This is a genomic window from Streptomyces sp. NBC_00878 (assembly GCF_026341515.1).
Classification (GTDB): Bacteria; Actinomycetota; Actinomycetes; order Streptomycetales; family Streptomycetaceae; genus Streptomyces.
On the sequence record NZ_JAPEOK010000002.1, the window covers coordinates 402215 to 423504 of the forward strand.

Genomic DNA, 21290 nt, shown 5'->3' on the forward strand with positions numbered 1-21290 from the left:
GCCTCTGTCAACCCCTGGGGCAGAGTCCGCCGTACTTTCTCGTAAATTAGGAATTAATATTGACAGCGTTTCGGCCACGCGCCACAGTCTTCGCCGTGACGTCGACGGCCCCCCTGTCGCAGCGCGGCCCGCGTCACGTCCTCGTGCTTCCCAACCCTCGGGAGAGGCAAGTGACTTCACACCCGCAGGTCCGCACACCCGCGGCGACAAGACTGACGCGCCGTGCCACCGCGGTCGCGATCGCCACGGTCCTGGCGGTGACCGCGGCCCCGACGGCCATGGCGGGAACCGCCGACGATCGGGGCGCCGTCGACCAGGGCGCGCCCGACTACTACGACAGTGGTCTCGCGCCGACGCCCTACATGGGCTGGAACACGTACTACGGGCTGGGCGCACCCACCGAACAGCAGGTGCGCGGCGTCGCGGACAAGCTGGTCAGCAGCGGTCTGCGCGACAGCGGTTACGACATCGTGTGGCTCGACGGCGGCTGGCAGGCCGACAACCCGCGTGACGCGCAAGGGCGGTTGACCGCCCATCCGGACCGCTTCCCCTCCGGTATCCCGGCCCTGGTCTCCTACCTGCACAAACGCGGCTTGAAGGCAGGCATCTACACCGACGCCGGCGCCTACGACGGCGGCAAGACCTGCGGTCTCGGCAGCAGGGGCTACTACGAGGAGGACGCCCGGCGGTTCGCCGACTGGAAGGTCGACGCGATCAAGGTCGACTTCCTGTGCGGGATCGGCGCCAAACTCGATCCGGGCCCGGCGTTCAAGGAGTTCAGCGACGCGGTCGCCAAGTCCGGCCGCAAGATGCTGCTGAACCTCTGCAACCCCCTGACCGACGACTGGGGGCTGCCGCACACCCCCGAGCAGGACGCGCACAACACGTATGTCTACGCCCCGACGATCGCCGACTCCTGGCGCACCGGCACGGACATCGCCTGGGGCACCCCGAGCCCCGGACAGTGGCCCAACGTGCTGCGCAACATGGACGCGAACGCCTGGCACCCCGAGGCGCAGGGGCCCGGCCACTACAACGACCCGGACTACCTCATCCCCATGCGGCGCATGGGCGACGGCTCCCTGGAGCTGTCGCAGGAGGAGTCCACCACGCAGTTCGTGATGTGGGCGGAGATGGGCTCGCCCCTCGTCCTGGGATCCGACCCGCGCACCCTGACGGACTCGATGATCGAGACACTGCGCAACCCGGAGATCATCGCCGTCGACCAGGATCCCCTCGCCATCCAGGGCGTACGGGTGGCCAGTGACTCCGTCGGCGACGTCTACAGCAAGGTCCTCGCGGGTGACGGCCGCCGCGCGGTCGTGCTGCTCAACCGCTCCGACAACGCCGTCGAGCGCACGGTCCGGTTCTCCGACGTCGGGCTCGGCGGCGGGGTGCAGGTGCGTGACCTGCGGGCCAGGGCGGACCGGGGTGTCCACACCGACTCGTACACGGTCCAGGTCCCCGCGCACGGCACCGCCTTCCTGAAGCTGACCGGCTCCGACGCCCTGCCCGGCACCAGCCTGGGCCAACGGGCCACGGCGAGCCCGGCGGTGGTACGCGACGGCGACACCCTCACGACGTTCCTGCGCGGACCGCAGGGCTCCCTCGTCCAGCACACGGCCGCCGCCGACGGCAGGAAGCGGTCACGGGATCTCGGCGGTCCCACGAAGGGCCGGATCCTCGGCCAGCCCGCAGCGTACGCCTCGGCCAGCGGCCGTATCGACGTCTTCGTGCGCGGCGCCGACTCCCGGGTGTACCGGCGGGTCTTCGCCGACGGCAGCTGGGGCGCGTGGCAGAGCCTGGGCGGCCGGGTGGCCGACGCGCCGTCGGTGGCGTTCACCGACCCCGGACACTGGACGCTGTTCGCCACCGGCTCCGACGGGCAGGTCGTGCAGCGCGGCCCGTCGACCGGCTGGTCCTCGCTCGGCGCTCCCAGTGGGCGGCAGGTGTACGGGCGCCCGTCCGCCACCGTCGACGCCCAGGGGCGGGTTCACGTGGCCGTACGCAGTGCGGCGGACGACGTATGGACACGGTCCCGGGCGGTGTCGGGGGAGTGGTCGCAGTGGACGTCGCTCGGCGGGACCGTCAGCGGCAGCCCGACACTCGTCACCGTGGGAGACGCCGTGGTCCTGTACGCGCGGGCCTCCGACTACACGCTCTGGCAACAGCGGTACGAGAACGGCACCTGGCAGGGCTGGACGAAGCGACAGGAGTTCCCCAGCGCCGCCTTCGACGGCGCGCTCGGAGCGGTGGCCGGGCCGGGCGGGACGGTCGACGCGGTGTTCCGCGGAGTCGACGGCCGCGTTCACCTGACCCAGTTCAAATAAATTAGTAATTATTCTTGACGTGGCGTGAGTGCCACGCGAATCTGGATCGGCGCGAGCGGGGCCCGGCCGTCGGGACGGCCCGCCCCGCGCGTGCGGATCGACAGGGAGCCATCCATGACGAATCATCTGACCGGCCGACGCCGGTTCCTCGCCGGGCTCGGGGCCGCCGGGACGACGGCGCTGCTCGGCGGCTGTGTCACCTCCACCTCCTCCGGCAAGAGCTCCTCGAAGGGCGCGGTGACCCTTCAGTCCAACGTCTCCGCACCGCAGGCCAAGGCCGCGATGGAGAAGCTCGTCGCCGCGTACGCCAAGAAGGGGTCCGGGCGAGCCAGCCTCAACACGGTCGCCGCGGAGACCTTCCGCACCCAGCTGCCGACCTACCTCACCTCCGCCAACCCGCCGGACGTGTACACCTGGTACCCCGGCTCGGTGGCGAACACCTACGCCAAGAAGAACCTGCTGCTCGACCTCGGTGACGTCTGGAACTCCTCGCCCGACCTCAAGGACTACCCCAAGGCGCTGCACTCGCTGTGCACCGCGGCCTCCGGCAAGAAGGTCTTCGTCCCCGCCACCTACTACTGGTGGGGCATGTTCTACCGGAAGTCCAACTTCGCGAAGTGGGGCGTGAGCGAACCCAAGAGCTGGGACGACTTCCTCGACCTGTGCGACAAACTCAAGAGCAAGGGCGTCGCCCCGATCGGGGTGGGCGCGGGAGGCAACACCCCCTGGATCGTCTCGGCCTGGTTCGACTACCTCGACATCCGTATCAACGGCGCCGTGTACCACCGCGAACTCCTGGCCGGAAAGCACCGGTTCGACGACCCCGAGGTGCGCAAGGTCTTCGACCGCTGGCAGGAAGTGCTGCCGTACTTCGACCCGAACGGCGCCGCCGTCCCCTTCCAGGACGCCACGACCGCCCTGCTCAACGGCCGCAGCGGCATGATGCTCATCGGTACCTTCTTCGCCGATGCCGCCCCCAAGGACGCGCTCGACGACATCGACTTCTTCCGCTTCCCCGTCATCGACCCGAAGATCCCGCTCGCCGAAGAGGCCCCGGTCGACGGCTACTTCGCCAGCGCCCGCACCGGCCGCCGCGACCAGGTCGTCGACCTGATGAGCTACCTCGCCACCGCCGAGTCCCAGGAGATCTACATCAAGGGCTCGTCGGGCACCGTCCTGCCGTGCAATCCGAAGGCGAAGGACGCCGGCACCGCCCTGGTGAAGAAGGGCCGCGCCCACGTCGAGGAAGCGGCCGAGATCACCCAGTTCTTCAACCGGGACTCCAGCGACGCCCTCCAGCCCACCGCCGACACCGCACTCACCAGGTTCCTCGCCAAACCGAAGTCCGTCGGCAGCATCCTGACCGACTGGCAGCGCGACGCCGAGAAGATCTGGAACGCCTGACGTGGCAGTCCTGACCGCGCCCGACCGGAAGTCCCCGGCCCCGCCGAAGCCTCGCGGCCGGCGGACCGGGGGCCCGCGCCGTACACCCCCGTTGGTGCTCGCGTTCGTCCTCGTCCCGCTCCTTGCCGAAGCGGTATGGGTGTTCTGGCCCGCCGCGCAGGGCTTCTACCTCGCCCTCACCCGCTGGGACGGTGTCTCCGCGCCGCAGTTCATCGGCCTGGACAACTTCCGGGAGATGGCCCACGACGAGGTCTTCCGCGGCGCGGCCGGACACACCGTGCTCTGGCTCGTGCTCTTCGGCGGCCTGTCCGCCCTGCTCGGCCTCGCCGCCGCGCTGCTGCTCCAGCAGGAGCGGCGCGGCGTCGGCTTCTACCGCGCGGCCCTGTTCCTGCCCGTCGTCTTCTCCCTGGTCGCCACCGCCCTCGTCTGGCAGGCGATCTACCAGCCCGACGGCGTCCTCAACCAACTCCTGGAATCCGTCGGCCTCGGCAGCCTGCGCCACGCCTGGCTCGCCGACCAGGACACCGCCCTGTACGCGGTCATCGTGCCCGCGCTGTGGCGCCAGATCGGCTACGTCATGGTCCTCTACCTGGCCGGCCTCAAGGGCATCGACCCGGCCCTGTACGAGGCCGCCAAGGTCGACGGCGCGAGCGCCTGGCAACGCCTGAGGCACGTCACCCTGCCTCAACTCCGCAGCGTCAACGCGGTCGTTCTGTCCGTCATCGTCATCGACTCGCTGCGCTCCTTCGACGTCGTGTGGTCGCTGACCCGCGGCGGCCCCTACCACTCGTCCGAGCTGCTGAGCACCTACATGTACTCAACTGCCTTCCAATCCCTGCGACTTGGCTACGGCTCCGCACTGGCCGTCGTCATCTTCGTCCTGGCCTTCGGCGTCATCTGCTCCTATCTCGTCCGCGCGTTCCGGGAGGCCGACTGATGTCCGCCACGTCCACGGCACTGCGCCGCAAGCGGGCCGCGACCGCCGGATTCCACCTGGGCGCAGGGGCGTTGGCCCTCCTGTGGCTGCTGCCCATCGCCCTGGTCCTGGTGACCAGCCTGCGTACCTTCGACGACATCGCCGCGCACGGCCTGGGCAGCTGGCCGCAGTCCTTCACCCTCGGCAACTTCGGCCAGGCCTGGAACGACGGCGGCCAGCAGCGCGCCCTGATCAACAGCCTGCTGGTCACCGTGCCGTGCGTCCTGGTGACGCTCGCGCTGGCCGCCATGGCCGCGTTCGCGCTCAGCCGCTACGAACTGCCCTTTCGCCGCTCCCTGTTGCTGCTGATGCTCGGCGGCAACCTGCTACCCCCGCAGATCCTGCTCATCCCCGTCTCCAAGCTCAGCGAGCTGATCGGGGTCTTCGACACCCTGCCCGCGCTGATCGGGGTGCAGATCGGCTTCGGCGTCGGCTTCTACGTCTTCGTCCTGCACGGCTTCATGCGAGGGATACCCGCGGAGATCCAGCAGGCGGCGGTCGTCGACGGCGCCGGACCGTGGCAGATCTTCTGGCGGATCATCCTGCCGCTGACCCGCCCCGCCCTCGCGGCCCTCAGCGCCCTGTCCTTCACCTGGATCTTCAACGACCTGCTCTGGGCGATCACCGTGCTGCGCAGCGACACCAAGATGCCGATCACCGCGGCCCTCATCGGACTTCAAGGACAGTACGTATCGATGTGGAACGTGATCGCCGCGGGCTCAGTCATCGCCGCCGCGCCCACCGTGGCCGTATTCCTGCGGTTCCAGCGGCACTTCGTGGCGGGCCTCAACCTGGGAGCGGTGAAGTGACGTCGTACCCGCGCTGGACGCTGCGCACCGAGCGCACCAGCTACACCGTCCGCCTGTCCCCGGACGGCCCCTGGGCCGAACTGGACGCCTGGGGACCGCTCGGCGTCGAAGACGGCCCATCCGCCCTCGACTGGTGGCGGCGGACCCACTTCGTCACGCCCGCGGACGTGGCGCCCGCCGAGTATCTGCCCTACGGGCTACGGCCGTTCACGGGATCCGAGCTGATGGCGGCACGCCCGGGTCAGGACCGGGGCGTCTGGTGGGACTTCGACGGCGCGGAGGAGGGCGAGGGGAGCCTGCGGCTCACCTTCACCGACGACGTCCTGGGACTGCGTACGGTCCTCTGCTACGAGACGGTTCCGGGCACGGATGTGATCCTCCGCTGGACCGAACTGACCTCCACGGAAGAACTCCGCCTGGAGCGGCTCGACTCGGCCGCCGTGAACATCCCCGTCACCGGTGTCGCCCGGCTGACGTACCTCACCGGCCAGTGGTCCCAGGAGTTCCAGCGCACCCAACTCGACCTGGCCAGGGGCACGTTCACCATGGGCAGTCTCCAGGGCGCGCCCGGACACGCGTACGCTCCCTGGCTCGCCGTACAGGACGGGGAGGCGGAGGCGGCTTATGGCATCGCCCTCGAATGGCCCGGCAACTGGCACATCACCGCGGAGGCGGAGGCGGGCGGCACTGTGCGCGTCCGTGCCGGGCGGGTCCCGCACGAGGGCGTCGTCCACCTGGCCCCCGGCGACACCCTCACCACCCCCCGCCTCGCCTGCGCCTTCAGCCCCGACGGTCTCGACGGCCTCTCCCGCGTCTGGCACCGCTACGAACGCCACCTCGCCGGCGAGCGGCTGCACCGCCCCCGCAAGGTGCTCTACAACTCCTGGGAGGCCACCGGCTTCGACGTCGACGCGGCCGGCCAACTGGAGCTGGCCAAGCTGGCCGCCGACATCGGTGCCGAACTCTTCGTCGTCGACGACGGATGGTTCACCGGCCGCGGCGACGACACCGGGGGACTGGGCGACTGGTACCCGGACCCGGCGGCGTTCCCGCAGGGCTTCGGCCCGTTCGTCGAGGGCATCCGGGCGCTCGGGCTGGACTTCGGCCTGTGGGTCGAGCCCGAGGCCGTCAGCCCGGCCAGCCGCCTGTACGCCGAACACCCTGAGTGGGTCTACCGGATCGAGGGCCGCCCCGCCCGCCTGGTCCGCAACCAGCTGTTGCTCGACCTGGGCCGCACGGACGTCCAGGACTTCGTGATCGGCATGCTCGACCGGCTGCTCACCGAGCACGCCGTCGGCTACCTGAAGTGGGACATGAACCGGCCTCCCACCGAACGAGGCCGCCCCGGCACCGAACGCGCGGACCACCTCGACTTGGACGCCCAGCACGTCGCCGGATACCTGCGCGTCCTGGACCACCTGCGTGCCACCCACCCCGACGTCACCATCGAGGGCTGCGCGGGCGGCGGCGGTCGTATCGAGCACGCGACCCTCGCACGCACCGACGTCGTCTGGCCCAGCGACAACACCGCCCCCCTGGACAGGTTGTCCATCCAGCACGGCTTCCTGCACGCCCACGCCCCGCACGTCATGAGCTCCTGGGTCACCGACGCCCCCGGAGTCTTCGACCCACGGCACCGTAGTCTCGCCTTCCGGTTCGTGAACGCCATGTGCGGCGTCCTCGGCATCGGCGCGGACCTGCGCGCCTGGACGTCCGACCAGCGCACCGAGGCCACCCGGTGGATCGCCCGCTACAAGGAGGTCCGGGAGACCGTCCACCGGGGGGACGTCCGCATCCTCGGCACCCCCGAGGCCCCCACCTTCGGTGTGCAGTACGACGACCCGGAGACGGGGCGCACGGTCGTCGCGGCCCTCAGCACGGGGCGCCTGGACGGGGCTCCGCTGGTGCCCGGCGGCCCCGCCCGGCTGCGACTACGAGGGCTCTCGCCGCAGGCGCGCTACCGCGACGCCGAATCGGGCAGCGAATACAGCGGAGCTCACCTGCTCCACTACGGACTGCCCTTCGCCTGGAGCGCCTGCCATGACGCCGAACTGGTGGTGCTGATACGGCAGTGAGCCCGGTCCGGCATATGTTCTTAAAGGCGGCCGATCAACCGTCCCACGCCCGCGAAGGAGTCGAACCCCACGATGGAGCAGTCCGCACGACGGCACGGCGCCCGCTTCACCGGCCGCACGGCCGTGGTCACCGGAGCGGCCTCCGGCATCGGAGCCGCCACGGCCGCACGCCTCGCCGAGGAGGGAGCCGCCGTCGTGATCGCCGACCTCGCCGAGGACCAGGGCGAGGCCGTCGCCGCGCGGATCACCAAGGCCGGTGGCCTCGCCCGGTTCGTGAGAGCCGACGTGGCCGAGGAGGACGACTGGACGCGGATCGTGGCCGCCGCCCACGACTTCGGGCCCGTGGACGTCCTCGTCAGCAACGCCTACACCGTCGAGGTGGCGCCGGCCCACACGATGTCCCTCGCCTCGTGGCAGCGGCAGCTCGCCGTCAACCTCACCGGCGGCTTCCTCGGCTTCCGGACCGTGCTGCCGGACCTGCGGGAGCGCCGGGGAGCCGTGGTGCTGACCTCGTCGGTCCACGCCCACAAGGGCATCCCCGGCCATCCCGCCTACGCCGCGTCCAAGGGCGCCCTGCTGTCGCTGTGCGGCCAACTCGCCGTCGAGTACGGGCCCGAAGTGCGCGTCAACGCCGTCGTGCCGGGCCCGATCCTGACCGCCGCCTGGGACAGGGTCCCGCCCGAGGACCGGGAACGCAGCATCGCCGAGACGGCGGTGCGCCGCTTCGGCTCCCCCGAGGAGGTGGCAGCGGCCATCGCGTTCCTCAGCGCCGACGAAGCCTCCTACATCACCGGGACGAGTCTCGTCGTGGACGGCGGCTGGAGCGTCGTCAAGGCCTCCGCATGACCACGCCCCCTCACCAGCAGAAAGGCTGTACGACATGACGCCCTATGCCCGTCGCGGCGTGCACGGCCAGACCGTGGAACTCCTCGCCCGTCGCATCCTGGGCGGTGAGATCCCCGAGGGGGCCACGCTGGACCTGGTCGCGCTGCAGAGCGAGCTGGACGTGAGCCTGACCGCGCTGCGCGAGTCGCTCAAGGTGCTCGCCGCCAAGGGGATGGTCGACGCCCGCCAGCGCCGCGGCACCTTCGTGCGTACCCGCGCCGAGTGGAACCTGCTCGACGCCGACGTGCTGCGCTGGCAGTTCGAGGGCGGCCGCACCACCGAGTCCGACCGGGCGCTGCTGCACAACCTCGCCGAAGTACGCGCCATCATCGAACCCGCCGCCGTGCGCCTGGCCGCCGAGCGCCGCACCGACGAGGACCTGGCCGCTCTGGACGCCGCCATCGAGGCGATGGGGGAGCGGGACGGCGACGCCGCCCACGCCGTCGAGTCCGACCTCGCCTTCCACCGTGCCCTGCTCGCCGCCACCCACAACGAACTCCTCGAACGCATGGAGATGGTGATCGAGTCCGGCCTCGCCCACCGCGACCGCATCGTGCACAGCTCCCCGCACAGCGAGGACCCGGTCCCGGCCCACCGGGCCGTCCTGGACGCCGTACGCGACCGGGACCCTGGGGCCGCCGAGGCCGCGATGCGTGCCCTGCTCGACCAGGCAGGCCGCGATCTGGACCGCGTCGGCGACTCCGATGCCGACTCCGATGCCGATGTCGATTCCGGCTCCGATTCCGTGGAAGGCTCCCGCTCCCAGTGAAGATCACCCGCATCGAGACCTTCCTGGTCCCGCCCCGCTGGCTGTTCTGCCGCGTCGAGACCGACGAGGGCGTGGTCGGCTGGGGCGAACCGGTCGTCGAAGGGCGCGCCGAGGTCGTCCGGTCCGCCGTCGACGTCCTGGCCGAACACCTCGTCGGCCAGGACCCGTTGCGCATCCAGGACCACTGGCAGGTGCTGGCCAAGGGCGGCTTCTACCGGGGCGGCCCGGTCCTCTCCAGCGCCGTCGCCGGCCTGGACCAGGCCCTGTGGGACATCGCAGGGAAGACGTACGGCGCTCCCGTGCACGCCCTCCTCGGCGGCCCGGTACGCGACCGCGTCCGGGTCTACGCCTGGGTGGGCGGCGACGAACCCGCCGAGCTGAGCGATCAGATAGCCGCCCAGGTCGAGGCGGGTTTCACCGCGGTGAAGATGAACGCCGCCGGAGCCACCTCGCCGGTCCCCACCGCCGCCGAGACCGCCGCGATCGTCGCCCGCGTGGCCGCCGCCCGCGAGGCACTCGGCCCGGACCGCGACGTCGCCGTCGACTTCCACGGCCGCTTCACCGCCGCCGGCGCCCGCCGCGTCCTCGCCGAACTCGCCCCGCTGCACCCGCTGTTCGTCGAAGAACCGGTCGTACCCGAGCACGGCCATCTGCTGGCAGGGCTGGTCGCCGCGAGTCCCGTACCGCTCGCCACCGGTGAACGTCTCTACGGACGCGCCGAGTTCCTGCCCGTACTGGCCGCGGGCGTCGCGGTCGCCCAGCCCGACCTGTCCCACGCCGGCGGCATCTCGGAGGTGCACCGCATCGCCTCGCTCGCCGAGACCTACGGCGCTCAACTCGCCCCGCACTGCCCCCTCGGCCCCATCGCCCTCGCGGCCAGTCTCCAGATCGCCTTCGCCACCCCGAACTTCCTGATCCAGGAGCAGAGCCGCGGCATCCACTACAACAAGGAAGCGGACCTGCTCTCCTACCTCGTCGACCCCGAGCCGTTCCGGTTCGTCGACGGCCACGCCTCCCGCCGCGATGTCCCCGGCCTCGGCATCACCGTCGACGAGGACGCCGTACGGGCCGCCGACCGCACCGGCCACGCCTGGCGCAACCCCGTGTGGCGGCACTCCGACGGCTCCTTCGCGGAATGGTGAGCTCGCCCATGGACATCGTCACCGACCTTGCCCACGGCGGCCGTTGGACCTCCCTGCGCACCGCCGGACGCGAATGGCTGTGGCGGCGCGAGGCACCCGAGCGGGACAACGTGTCACCCGGCGACGTCTTCGTCGACGCGGGCGGACTGGAGGAGTGCATCCCCACGGTCCGCGGGACTCCTGACCACGGTGACGCCTGGTCGCGGCCCTGGACGCGAGACGGGGAGAGCGACGCCGTCCACTGCGACCGCTTCACCCTCACCCGCACGATCCGCGGCACCCCCGACGGAGCCGAGGCCGACTACGAACTGAAGGCCGACGAGGGCTTCCGTTTCGTGTGGGCCGCCCACGCCCTGCTCGACCTCTCCGACCACGCGAGGCCGCACATCCGCGACGGAGCCGACACCCGTCTCTTCCCCGAGGCGGCACCACTGCTGGACCGGGCGTGGCCTACGGGCGCCCCATGGGTGGAAGGGAACTGGCCCGCACCCTGCGGACTGCGCCTGGACCACCTCGGTCCCGACGACGGCACCGCCGTCGGAGCCGTCGTGGACGCCTCCCACTGCTGCGTCCACGACCAGGCGGACCGTCTGTCCCTGGCTCTCGAAGCCGACGGACAGCCCTTGTCCATCGCCCTGTGGCGCAACCTGGGCGGCTACCCCGACGAGCACCCCTACCGCAGCACGGGCGTCGAACCGATGCTCGGCCGCGTCTTCGACCTCGCCGAGGCGGGCCTCGGCGACGCCGCCGTGGTACCCGCCTCGGGTGAGGTGCGGTGGCGGCTGACCCTGACCGCGAACTGCAGCTGTAGCTGAACCGACCTGTGTGAACCGACCCGTCTGAACCGACGTATGCGAACCTGCGTGAAGAGGAGTGGAGTTCGTCCATGGATCTGCGAGCCGCCCTGGCCGCCCACCGCCTGGTCGCGATCATCCGCGGTACCGACCCCCAAGCCGCGGTACACACCGTACTGGCCCTGGCCGACGAGGGTGTCGAGCTGATCGAGGTGTCCCTGAGCGGAGCGGACGCCCTGTCCGTCATCGAGCGGGCACGCGAGGCGCTCGGCCCCGACCGGCCCCTCGGCGCCGGTACGGTCCTGACCGCCGACGACGCCCGCGCCGCCCGCCGGGCCGGTGCGAACTTCGCCGTCACCCCCGCACTCGGCGACGGCGTCGGCGCGGCACGCGAACTCGGCCTGCCGGTCCTCGCCGGAGTGCTGACCCCCACCGAGATCCTGGCCGCACGGCCCCTCGGCGCCGCCGCGCTGAAGATCTTCCCGGCCGCCGAGGCCGGTGGCCCCGCCTACCTCAAGGCCCTGCGCGGCCCGTTCCCGCACGAGCTGTTCGTACCGGTGGGCGGTGTCGACGAGGCGGCCGCCCGGGCGTATCTGGACGCGGGAGCGACCGCGGTCGGCGTCGGCTCGCCGCTGGTCGGTGACGCCGCCGACGGCGGCAGCCTGCCCGCCCTGCGTGAACGCGCCCGCGCCTTCCTGAAGGTCGTACAGAAAGACGCGTCGTGACCGAAGCCGCAGCGCACACCGAAGGCGTAGGGGACATGGCAGATTCACCCGAGGCCGAGGCCGAGGCCGGGGTCGAGGCCGGGGTCGAGGCCGGGGTCGAGGCCGGGGTCGAGGCCGGGGCCGGAGTTGAGGTCGAGGCCCTGCGCCCGGACCGCTTGGAACTCGGCGAGGGCATCCGCTGGACGGACCGCGGCATTGTCCTCGTGGACATCCTCGCCGGCCGTCTGCTCACCGCCGTCGGCCACCCCACCGACCCCCTGCGGCAACTCGCCCAACTACCCGTTCCCCTGGGCGCGGTGGCCCCGGTGGCCGGGACTCCCGACAGCTGGATCGCCGCCGCGGGCACCGGGATCTGCCTGCTCTCTCCCGACGGTACGACGCGGTGGCTGGCACAGCCAGAGGCGGACGCCGCACGCCCCACGCGGATGAACGACGGGACCGCCGACCCGTTCGGCCGCTTCTGGGCGGGCAGCATGGCCTACGACGCCGACGAGGGAGCCGGCTCCCTCTACCGGGTGGACCACGACGGCACGGTGGCCCGCGTCCTCGACGGCATCACGGTGCCCAACGGGCCGGCGTTCACCGCCGACGGCGCCACCATGTACCTGGCCGACAGCGCCCGGGGCGTCATCCGGCGCTACCCCGTCGACCCGGCCACCGCCGACCTCGGGACCCCGGAGGTGTACGTCACCGTCGACGACGGCAGCCCCGACGGCATGGCGGTGGACGCCGAAGGCGCCGTATGGGTCGCGGTGTGGGGCACGGGAACCGTACGCCGGTATCTGCCGGACGGCCGCCTGGACCGCACACTGAGTCTGCCCGCACGTCAACCAGCCGGCGTGTGCCTCCAAGAGAACCTCCTCCACATCACGACCGCCCGCGTGGGACTCGCCGAACCCGGCCCGTACGACGGCGCGGTGTTCACCGCCCGGGTCGACGTACCGGGCCGGCCGGCAGCGGCCTATCGCCACCACCCGTCATCCCCTTCGCTTGCCTCGTTCCCGGGGGAGGCTTCATGAAGAACGCCTGGCGGCCCGCCGAAGGAGCGGTGGTCTGCATCGGGGAGACCATGGCCGCCCTCGCTCCCGCCCCCTCCGCATCACTGGAGACCGCCGAGGACCTGCACGTGTCGGTGGCCGGGGCCGAGTCGAACGTGGCGATGTACCTGGCGGATCTGGGCATCCCCGTCTCCTGGCTGTCGGCGGTGGGCGACGACGCGCTCGGACGGCGCGTGTGCGCCGCGGTCGGCGCGGCGGGCGTCGACGTCAGCGGCGTGCGCCGCGACCCGGAACGGCCCACGGGCCTGCTGGTGAAGGAGCCGACCGGTACCCGCACCCGCGTCCACTACTACCGCGGCAACTCGGCGGCCTCGGCCCTGGGCCCCGACGTACTGGACGACGACAAACTGAGGTCGGCCTCCGTCGTCCATCTCACCGGCGTGACCCCGGCCTTGTCCCCGTCCTGCCGGACCCTGGTCGTGCAGGCGCTTGCCACCCCGCCCGGCGAGCGCCCGTACGCCATCAGTTTCGACGTCAACCACCGCCCCGCGCTGTGGCCGCCCGGAACGGCGGCCCCCGTGCTGCGCGACCTGGCCGACCGCGCCGACATCACCTTCGTCGGCCTCGACGAGGCGCAGGAACTCTGGGACGCCGACCTCGAACCGGCCGACGTACGGAGGCTGTTGCCGCACCCGCGGCTCCTCGTCGTCAAGGACGGTGGCCATGCGGCCACTGCCTTCGGCGACGAGGGAGTGTGGACCGTGCCCGCGCCGCGCACGGACGTGGTGGAGCCCGTCGGCGCGGGTGACGCCTTCGCCGCCGGATTCCTGACCGGCCTGCTGCGCGACGGGGACGTGGAACGCGCACTGCGGCTCGGACACATCACCGCCGCGTCGGCCCTCAAAGTGATGGGGGATCACGGCCCTTTGCCGGACCGTGCCCGAATAAAACGGCTCCTCGACCTCCCGACCCATGAGTGGGCTGTCGAGGCTCGTAGCAGTCGTAGTTCCGCTGAGCGGTGATCTTTCCGTCCTGGAATTCGAGGAACGCCGCGATGTGGGCGCGCAACTCCTGCCCCGCGGTCAGGTCACCGAGGGACACGGCCGGCGTGCCGGAACGCCTTCGGCAGCGCTTCGGCACCACAGCCCTCGACGCTGCCCGCACGTTGCTCGCCGACCTGCTCGACGACCTCGGAGGAACCGCGGCCGTCCGGCGCCGCGAGGTGAGGCCGCCTCGCTGAAAGGGAGGCGCGCGTCACATTCGGCGATGTCACATCTCGCCGGGCTGTCCCGTCATAGAGGTGTATCCGCCAACCACGGCAAGGAGTGCACCATGGAAGCCCGTTTGAACCTTTTCGCCGTCCCGCTCGCGATGAAGTCCCTGAAGCACCTCGTGTCAGCGGGCAAGGTGATGGGGGAATCGACGCTGCCGGCCGCGACCCAGGAGCTGGTGAGGCTCCGCGCCAGCCAGATCAACGGCTGCGGTTTCTGCACCGACATGCACACCAAGGACGCCGCGGAGGCGGGGGAGACCTCGGTTCGCCTCAACCTGGTCGCGGCCTGGCGCGAGGCCACGGTGTTCACCGACGCCGAGCGCGCGGCCCTGGAACTGACGGAGCAGGGCACTCGTATCGCCGACGCGGCCGGTGGGGTCACGGACGAGGCCTGGGCGAACGCCGCCAAGCACTACGACGAGGAGCAGCTCGCCTCGCTGGTGTCGATCATCGCCTTCATCAACGCCTTCAACCGTCTGAACGTCATGGTCCAGCAGCCCGCCGGCGACTACCAGCCCGGCCAGTTCGGATAACGAGGGGCAACCGGCCCGGGCCAACGCCGGTCTCTCGTCGTCCGCCCGGGCCGGCCGCCGTCTCAGGGGCTACCGCTTGCGGGCGAGGGTGACGCCGTCGGCCATGGGGAGCATGGACACGTCGACTCGCTCGTCCTTCAGGAGGGTGCCGTTGACCTCGCGTACGCCTTGGGTGTCGGCGTCCTGCGCGGTGGGGTCGACAACTCGGCCCGACCACAGGGTGTTGTCCAGGACGATGAGGCCACCAGGACGGGTGAGGGCGAGGGACTCCTCGTAGTAGTGCGGGTAGTGGGCCTTGTCCGCGTCGATGAAGACGAGATCGAACGAAGCGGGCCCACGCTCGGTCCGCAGCGTTTCCAGGGTCGCCGTCGCGTCGCCGAGACGGAGGTCGACACGGTCGTCGATGCCTGCCCGCTGCCAGGTACGACGGGCCATCGAGGTCCATTCCTCGCTGACATCACAGGTGACGACCTGCCCACCGGGCGGCAGCGCGCGGGCCATCGCCAGCGTGCTGTACCCGGTGAAGGTGCCGATCTCCAGGACATCGCGCGTGCCGGTCAGCCGGATCAGCAGCGCCAGGAACTGGGCTTCCTCGGGAAGGATCTGCATGATCGCGTCGGGCAGCGCGGCGGTGTCGTCGCGCAGCTCGCGCAGCACCGTGTCCTCGCGCAGGGAGACGTCACGGACGTAGTCCAGCAGGGCAGGGGTCATGTCGATCTGATCACGCACAGGGGTTCCTTGCGGGTTGATGGTCCGGGGGCGGGGTGCCGGGAGGGCAGGAGTGGTCCGTGTCCCACGCGGGTGCCGGGCCGTATCGGCGTGCTTGGGTCGTGCTCTCGTAGGGGCGGCCCGGGGACGCCTGGACGAGTTCCATCTGCATGCCCCAGGGGGTACGGAAATAGATCCACCGATTGCCCGCGATCGGTCCGCTCGGGATGGTCTGGGCGGTGCCGAGCAACTCGACCCCCGGCTGCTCGCGCAGGTAGTGCACGGCCGCGTCGATGTCGGTGACGTGGATGGCCAGGTGGTGGCCCCCCCAGTCGCTGTTGGCCGGCAGGACACGGCTTTGGTCCGGAGCGTCGTACGCGAACAACTCGAGGTTGGTCACCGGGCCGAGGCGGAGCATGGCGATGCGCGCGACGGCTGTGGGGTGAACGCCGAGCTGGCGGCGCATCATGTCGCCGTGCGGGTCCTGGACGGGGCCTTCGCGGTAGATCAGCTCGGCGCCGACGACCTCGGTGAAGAAGGCCACGGCCTGGTCGAGGTCGGGCACCGTATAGGCGACGTGGTCCATGTTGGTGGCGCCAGGGATGCCTGGAGTGCGTGGTCCACGTGGATGTCGTGGGCCGGGGGACGAGGTGGTCGTCCCAGCCGTGGACGTCACGAGGCTACGGGCAGTCGGGGCGGCATGACGGCGGTGAGGTGCCGGGGTGCCACAGCGACCAGGACGAGCTGCGTGCCGCGGTCACCCGCGCGCAGGCGCGCCCCGCTGTTCAACGCGCAGACGGCGAGGGCGCCGCGGCGCAGCACACTGGTCGATCCGTCGGCGTGCAGGAGGTGGCCGTCGCCGTCGGCGACGAACCAGATCTCTTCGGTCCCCTCGCGCCCGCGCACCCCGATCTCGGCACCCGGCGCCAGGTGGAGATGGTCGACGGCCTCGGTCTCGGAGAAGAAGAAGCCGCGCCGGGCCAGCGAACGGCTCGCGGTGTGCGCGGCACCGTTCTTGAACGTTCGGGTGGACTCCTCCACGGTGGTGACGATCACTGTGCGTCCGCTTCCTCGACAGTCGGCGAGAGCGACCCGGCAGAGGGGGTCATCAGGCTCGCGTGGAAGTAGCGCAGCGGTTCGCGGGCGGCGCTGATGGTCATCGTTCCGCCGAGCGGCAGGGTGACGGCAGTGCCTGCCGTGAGGTCGACCGTCGTGGTGCCGGCCTGCGCGGAACCGGTGCCCTCCAGCACGAAGAGCGTGTGCTCGCGGTCGACGGCCGACAGGGTTTCGGCCTGCGTGGCGTCGAGGGTGACGACGCGGGCCTGGCGCAGCGGCCCCGTCAGCAGGGTGGACAGGTCGACCTCTCCACAGGCGGCGAGATCGATGATGGTGGCGGTGCTCATGATGTCCTCTCAAGGGCGGGCGTGGGCTCGGAGACGGAAGCGGCGCCGACGAGGTCGGCGCCTGAGCCGATCAGCGCCCGGGTGGTGGCGGGCCCGAAGACCTCGATGACGAGCCAGTTGAGGTCCTGGTCACCGAGGTTGCGGAACTGGTGACGCGTGCCGAGCCCGTTGACGACCAGGTGTCCGGGACGGATGCGGTGCGGCACGTCGTTGAGGAGGATCTCGCCCTCGCCCTGGAGGACGAAGTAGAGCTCCTCGGTACGGGTGTGACGGTGCTCCCCGCAGACCGCGCCGGGCGGCAGGGACGCCCACTCGATGGCTTCCCAGGTCCCGGCCAGCCCCATCCGGCGGGCCAGGCATTTCCAGCGGGCGATGTCCGCGCCACCGTGCATGGCGTGCACGGCGGACGCGCCGCGCACGTCGGCGACGAGTAGTTCGTCAGGCATTCTTGGTTCCTCTTTCGTGTAGGAAAGCGGCGGCGGACCGGACTTCGTCCCCGGTCAGGTCGTTCACGAACAGGGCCGATCCGATGCCGGCGGGCAGCGGCAGCCGTTGGCGGCCGTCGCGGTGCCGGACGGTGTCGGCGAGGGCCTGCTCCAGCAGGTCCGGCCGGCACACCGGGTGGGTGAGGGGAAGCCCGAGAGCCGTCGTCACGGCCAGTACGCGGTCGCGTTGGCCGGTCGTGAGCAGTCCCCGGCCGCAGGAGATGACCGTGGTCAGTGCCATGTCGATGGCCACGGCCTCGCCGTGCAGCAGGCCGGGCAGCGCGTGCATCTCCAGGGCCGGGCTGAAGGAGTGGCCGTAGTCGACGGCCCGTTCGAGCCGGTCCTCCCACAGGTTGGGTTCGAGTTCGGCGAGCATGCCGCCGATCGCGCGGCGCAGCGTCTCGTCCGCGGCCTGCGCGCCGGGGTCGGAGAGCCCCTGGAAGCGTTCGGCGCGCAGCACCGAGCCGTGCCTCTCCAACAGGTCGAACAGCCGCCGGTCCAGGACCAGTGCGATCTTGAGGATCTCCGCCAGCCCGTTGGAGAGGTGACGGTTCGGCAAGGTCGCCAGGAAGGTGGGATCGAGCAGGGTGCACCGGGCGGGGAAGTAGCTGCCCAGCCGGTTCTTGCTCCCGCCGTGGTTGACACCGGTCTTGGCGCCGATGCCCGCGTCGACCAGGCCGATCAGTGTGGTCGGCACCCTGACATGGGGCAGTCCGCGCCGGTAGGAGCTGCAGGCGAATCCCACGACGTCGGTCAGGACACCGCCGCCCACGGCGATGACCGGCTCCCTTCGCCGCAGGATCCCGTGGGAGTCGAAGGTGTCCACGACCCGCAGGACCGACTCGATGCTCTTGTTCTCCTCACCCAGGTCCAGGACCAGCCAGCGCACGTCGATCCCCTGGGCCCGGAAGTACGCCGACAGGCGCTCCCCGTACAGCTGTTGGACGGTTCGCTCGGTGATGACGCAGCGCCGCGCCGGTGGTGCGGCAGCCGGGTCGACGCCCGCGCGGGCAAGGGAGTCGTCGGCGGGATCCAGCAGGCCGCGGGTGAGGACGACGTCGTACTCGACGGCCTGCTCGGCGCGCACCGCCCAAGCCGTCCGCGACGGCGCGAGCGCCCGGGGGACGGCACTCGCGGGCCGCAGCCCCAGATCCTGCGGGCTCTGATGTGTTTTGGGCATGACGACAAGACCCTCTTCACTTCTGATGTGGGGACATCGGGGCCGGCCGAAGCTCTTGAACCCCGTTGCGGCCCCCGACGCGACGAAGATTACATGTGGTGATCTCTGTGCAACAATCCGTCACCCGACGAATGGGATACGTGCTAGGCACCCTCCCGGGGAGCCCATGGCAAGATCGAGGAGAGCATGGCGACGGCAGTAACTTCCTTGGGTACCAGCCCGTTTGAGTACGACGTCGTGATCGTCGGCGGTGGCTCCGCCGGAGCCGTCCTGGCCGCCCGGCTGAGCGAACACCCCGGCCGCAGCGTGCTCCTGACCGAGGCAGGCCCTGCCTACGCGCCCCACGAACTGCCCCGCCACATCCTCAGCGGCGCGGTCTACGAAGGTGACCCCTCGCTTCTGTGGGAGGCGCCCGCGCCAGACCCCCAACGCACCGGTCATGCGGCGTCGGTCGTGCGGGCGAAGGTCCTCGGCGGCGGGTCGGCCATCAACGCCGGAGTGGCCATGCGCGCCCACCCCACCGACTTCCGTCGCTGGGCGCGGAACGGACTCACCGCCTGGGGCTACGACGACGTCCTGCCCTACTACCGGAAACTGGAGGCGGACCGGGACAGCGGCACTGCCAACGACCCGGCCCTGCACGGGCAGCACGGACCCGTACGCATCAGCCGCGTCTCCCCGAAGGACCTCTCACCGGCCCATCAGGCCTTCAGCCACGCCTGCGCCGCTCTCGGCTTCGATTCCGTCGACGACCTCAACGCCCCGCACGACGGCGGCATCGGCCCCTTTCCGCTCAGCCTCGCCGACGGCATCCGCCAGAGCACAGGCCTGGTGTACCTGCACCGGGCGGCACGCGACCGGCCCAACCTGCACATCATGGGCGCGACCACGATCGACACCGTCGCCTTCGACCGAGGCGGAAACGCGATCGGCGTCCGCACCGCCGACGGCGACCTCCTGCGGGCCAGGCAAACCGTCCTGTCCGCGGGCGCGGCAGGCAGTGCGGCCGTCCTGCTGCGCTCCGGCATCGGACCCGCCGACGAGCTCAAGCGACTGGGCGTCGAGGTCGTCGCCGACCTGCCGGTCGGCCGCGGCCTCCGCGAACACCCCTGCGCCTACCTGCTGTTCAGCGCGCCTGCCGAGCGACTCGGTGCGACCACGCCCCCGGTGTCCGTCCTGCTGACGACCCGGAGTTCCCTCGCCGCGGCCGGGGAACTCGACCTCCAGATCGCTCCCAGCCACCTCGTACGATCCGACGCGTACCCGCACGGCAGCGGACTCGGAATCCTGCTCTCCGTCACCCGCCCGGAACCCGACGCCCACGGCACGCTCCAACTGGTGAGCACCGACCCGGCCGTTGCGCCCCGGCTCGACCTCGGTCTGCTTGACCACCCCAAGGACCTGCGCAAGATGATCGAAGCGACCGCTCTCGCCCGGGAGCTCGCCGACGCCGCCCCGCTGCGGTCACTGGGCCTCGACGAGATCGCCCCCGGCCCCGCCCGCACATCGGACGCCGATGTGGCCGCATACCTGCGCGCCCACGTCAAGCCGTACCCGCACCTGTGCGCCACCGCGCCCATGGGGCCCGACCCCGACGCTCACGCCGTCGTCGACTTCCGCGGACGGGTGCGAGGAGTGTCCGGCCTCAGAGTGGTCGACGCCTCGATCCTGCCCGACGTTCCCTCGGTGGCCACCAACCTCACCGTGATCATGATCGCCGAACGCATCGCCGACCACTTCACCGAGGACCCCGCGGCCTGAACCGAGGACCCCGCGATCTGACGTTCCCGCGTCCGCCCACCTCCGACGCGACGGGACCGGACCGGCGACGGCGCCGAGCACGACACGCGGCAGCCGGATCTCCCAGACGATGGTGTACGCGGCCACGTTGTCAGCTCGGGCTTCCGCGTACAGGTAGCGACGGGAGCGTAGCAAGCAAACCGGTGAAGTGGCGGATGGGCTGGGTCACTTGACGGCACAGGCCCCGACTGGTTACTTGCGGGGATCGGTTGCCTGATCGGCATCTCGAACAATGCTTGAAATGTCGGACACGGCATCCCCAACCCCCATACGCAGGAGGAGTTCCCATGAGCCCACGACAGACCCCGGAGCCCACTGAGCGAACGGCCATGCCGTGGCGAAGGAAGGTGGCCATAGCCGCGCTGGCAGGAGCCTTACTGGCCGGGCCCGGCGTCGCGCAGGCCGCACCGCAGGCTGCCCCCGTACCCCGGGAACAGGTGGCGGCGGCCACCATCACCTGGACCCTCGAACGGGCGAGCAACCCCACCCAGGACCAGCAGACGGCCTACACCCTCATCACGGCAGCCATGAACGCCGCGGTGGCCCGGTACAACAACCTGAGCGACCTGGGCAAGACCATCACCGTCCGCTACGACCCGGGCGTACCCACCGCTGATGGCAACATCAACGGAACCATTCGCTTCGGCAACCGGGGCTACATGACCGAGAGGACCGCGCTGCACGAGATCGCCCACACCATCGGCGTGGGTACGAGTTCGGGCTGGTCCTCCCTCGGCGGCAGCGGTACCTGGCGCGGCGCGCAGGCCACGGCGCTCGTCAAGCAGTACGACGGCTCGGGCGCCACGCTGTCCACCGGCGGCGGGCACTTCTGGCCCTACGGCCTGAACTACGACAACGAGTTCTCGAACACGGCGGCCGATCGCCACGTCCAGATCGTCGCCGCCATGGTGCGCGACGGCCTGTAGTTCGGCAGCATCGTGCGGGTCTCCGTCTCATGCTGTGGAGGAAGGGCACCCCTGCCTCCGAGGCGCGACCCGCAC

At 71.0% G+C, this 21290-nt stretch carries 22 protein-coding genes; 16 read left to right on the forward strand and 6 right to left on the reverse strand.

What is annotated here, in order from left to right; genetic code table 11:
* Nucleotides 1-278: 278 nt before the first annotated feature.
* The 14 genes from OHA11_RS45970 (at nucleotide 279) to OHA11_RS46035 (ending at nucleotide 14713) form a co-directional block, all read left to right on the forward strand.
* Complete coding sequence (locus OHA11_RS45970; RefSeq protein ID WP_266508659.1) at nucleotides 279-2330, forward strand: glycoside hydrolase family 27 protein; 2052 nt, start codon at nucleotides 279-281, stop codon at nucleotides 2328-2330.
* Nucleotides 2331-2444: 114 nt separating this feature from the next.
* Nucleotides 2445-3734 (forward strand): ABC transporter substrate-binding protein, encoded by a 1290-nt coding sequence (locus OHA11_RS45975; RefSeq protein ID WP_266508368.1) that lies wholly within the window; start codon nucleotides 2445-2447, stop codon nucleotides 3732-3734.
* 1 nt (nucleotide 3735) lies between these two features.
* Complete coding sequence (locus OHA11_RS45980; RefSeq protein WP_323186800.1) at nucleotides 3736-4671, forward strand: sugar ABC transporter permease; 936 nt, start codon at nucleotides 3736-3738, stop codon at nucleotides 4669-4671.
* Nucleotides 4671-5519, forward strand: a complete 849-nt coding sequence (locus OHA11_RS45985; protein WP_266508372.1) for a carbohydrate ABC transporter permease — start codon at nucleotides 4671-4673, stop codon at nucleotides 5517-5519. Before OHA11_RS45980 ends, OHA11_RS45985 begins: the two co-directional genes overlap by 1 nt.
* Nucleotides 5516-7594 carry an alpha-galactosidase gene (locus OHA11_RS45990; RefSeq protein WP_266508374.1) on the forward strand — a complete coding sequence of 693 codons (2079 nt, stop codon included), beginning with the start codon at nucleotides 5516-5518 and terminating at the stop codon, nucleotides 7592-7594. The genes OHA11_RS45985 and OHA11_RS45990 overlap by 4 nt, the downstream gene beginning before the upstream one ends.
* Nucleotides 7595-7666: 72 nt before the next feature.
* Nucleotides 7667-8440 carry an SDR family NAD(P)-dependent oxidoreductase gene (locus OHA11_RS45995; RefSeq protein ID WP_266508375.1) on the forward strand — a complete coding sequence of 258 codons (774 nt, stop codon included), beginning with the start codon at nucleotides 7667-7669 and terminating at the stop codon, nucleotides 8438-8440.
* A gap of 34 nt (nucleotides 8441-8474) precedes the next feature.
* Nucleotides 8475-9248 (forward strand): FadR/GntR family transcriptional regulator, encoded by a 774-nt coding sequence (locus OHA11_RS46000; RefSeq protein ID WP_266508377.1) that lies wholly within the window; start codon nucleotides 8475-8477, stop codon nucleotides 9246-9248.
* Nucleotides 9245-10390 (forward strand): galactonate dehydratase, encoded by a 1146-nt coding sequence (gene dgoD / locus OHA11_RS46005; RefSeq protein ID WP_266508378.1) that lies wholly within the window; start codon nucleotides 9245-9247, stop codon nucleotides 10388-10390. Before OHA11_RS46000 ends, dgoD begins: the two co-directional genes overlap by 4 nt.
* 8 nt (nucleotides 10391-10398) lie before the next feature.
* Entirely contained in the window at nucleotides 10399-11205 is an 807-nt protein-coding gene (locus OHA11_RS46010) for a hypothetical protein (RefSeq protein ID WP_266508379.1), read from the forward strand.
* A gap of 71 nt (nucleotides 11206-11276) precedes the next feature.
* Nucleotides 11277-11909 (forward strand): bifunctional 4-hydroxy-2-oxoglutarate aldolase/2-dehydro-3-deoxy-phosphogluconate aldolase, encoded by a 633-nt coding sequence (locus tag OHA11_RS46015; protein ID WP_266508380.1) that lies wholly within the window; start codon nucleotides 11277-11279, stop codon nucleotides 11907-11909.
* Between the two features lie 35 nt (nucleotides 11910-11944).
* Complete coding sequence (locus OHA11_RS46020; RefSeq protein WP_266508381.1) at nucleotides 11945-12928, forward strand: SMP-30/gluconolactonase/LRE family protein; 984 nt, start codon at nucleotides 11945-11947, stop codon at nucleotides 12926-12928.
* Nucleotides 12925-13929 (forward strand): sugar kinase, encoded by a 1005-nt coding sequence (locus OHA11_RS46025; protein WP_266508382.1) that lies wholly within the window; start codon nucleotides 12925-12927, stop codon nucleotides 13927-13929. The genes OHA11_RS46020 and OHA11_RS46025 overlap by 4 nt, the downstream gene beginning before the upstream one ends.
* An 86-nt stretch (nucleotides 13930-14015) precedes the next feature.
* Nucleotides 14016-14147: a hypothetical protein gene (locus OHA11_RS46030; protein ID WP_266508383.1), complete on the forward strand. Its 132-nt coding sequence runs from the start codon at nucleotides 14016-14018 to the stop codon at nucleotides 14145-14147.
* Nucleotides 14148-14239: 92 nt separating this feature from the next.
* Complete coding sequence (locus tag OHA11_RS46035) at nucleotides 14240-14713, forward strand: carboxymuconolactone decarboxylase family protein (RefSeq protein WP_266508384.1); 474 nt, start codon at nucleotides 14240-14242, stop codon at nucleotides 14711-14713.
* 69 nt (nucleotides 14714-14782) lie between these two features.
* Here OHA11_RS46035 and OHA11_RS46040 read toward each other — a convergent pair whose 3' ends face one another.
* From OHA11_RS46040 to OHA11_RS46065, 6 genes are all read right to left on the reverse strand, one after another.
* Nucleotides 14783-15442 carry an O-methyltransferase gene (locus tag OHA11_RS46040; protein ID WP_266508386.1) on the reverse strand — a complete coding sequence of 220 codons (660 nt, stop codon included), beginning with the start codon at nucleotides 15440-15442 and terminating at the stop codon, nucleotides 14783-14785.
* Entirely contained in the window at nucleotides 15435-16007 is a 573-nt protein-coding gene (locus OHA11_RS46045; protein WP_266508388.1) for a VOC family protein, read from the reverse strand. Before OHA11_RS46045 ends, OHA11_RS46040 begins: the two co-directional genes overlap by 8 nt.
* A gap of 86 nt (nucleotides 16008-16093) precedes the next feature.
* Nucleotides 16094-16477 carry a hypothetical protein gene (locus tag OHA11_RS46050; protein ID WP_266508389.1) on the reverse strand — a complete coding sequence of 128 codons (384 nt, stop codon included), beginning with the start codon at nucleotides 16475-16477 and terminating at the stop codon, nucleotides 16094-16096.
* Entirely contained in the window at nucleotides 16474-16824 is a 351-nt protein-coding gene (locus OHA11_RS46055) for a hypothetical protein (protein WP_266508391.1), read from the reverse strand. Before OHA11_RS46055 ends, OHA11_RS46050 begins: the two co-directional genes overlap by 4 nt.
* Nucleotides 16821-17270: a cupin domain-containing protein gene (locus OHA11_RS46060; RefSeq protein WP_266508392.1), complete on the reverse strand. Its 450-nt coding sequence runs from the start codon at nucleotides 17268-17270 to the stop codon at nucleotides 16821-16823. Before OHA11_RS46060 ends, OHA11_RS46055 begins: the two co-directional genes overlap by 4 nt.
* Nucleotides 17263-18489, reverse strand: coding sequence for a sedoheptulose 7-phosphate cyclase (locus tag OHA11_RS46065; protein WP_266508393.1), 1227 nt, complete (start codon nucleotides 18487-18489; stop codon nucleotides 17263-17265). The genes OHA11_RS46060 and OHA11_RS46065 overlap by 8 nt, the downstream gene beginning before the upstream one ends.
* Nucleotides 18490-18696: 207 nt before the next feature.
* Here OHA11_RS46065 and OHA11_RS46070 point away from each other — a divergent pair, with 207 nt between their 5' ends.
* Both OHA11_RS46070 and OHA11_RS46075 read left to right on the forward strand, forming a co-directional pair.
* Nucleotides 18697-20250, forward strand: a complete 1554-nt coding sequence (locus OHA11_RS46070) for a GMC family oxidoreductase (protein ID WP_266508395.1) — start codon at nucleotides 18697-18699, stop codon at nucleotides 20248-20250.
* A gap of 368 nt (nucleotides 20251-20618) precedes the next feature.
* Nucleotides 20619-21215, forward strand: a complete 597-nt coding sequence (locus tag OHA11_RS46075; protein ID WP_266508661.1) for a hypothetical protein — start codon at nucleotides 20619-20621, stop codon at nucleotides 21213-21215.
* The last annotated feature ends 75 nt before the right edge of the window (nucleotides 21216-21290 follow it).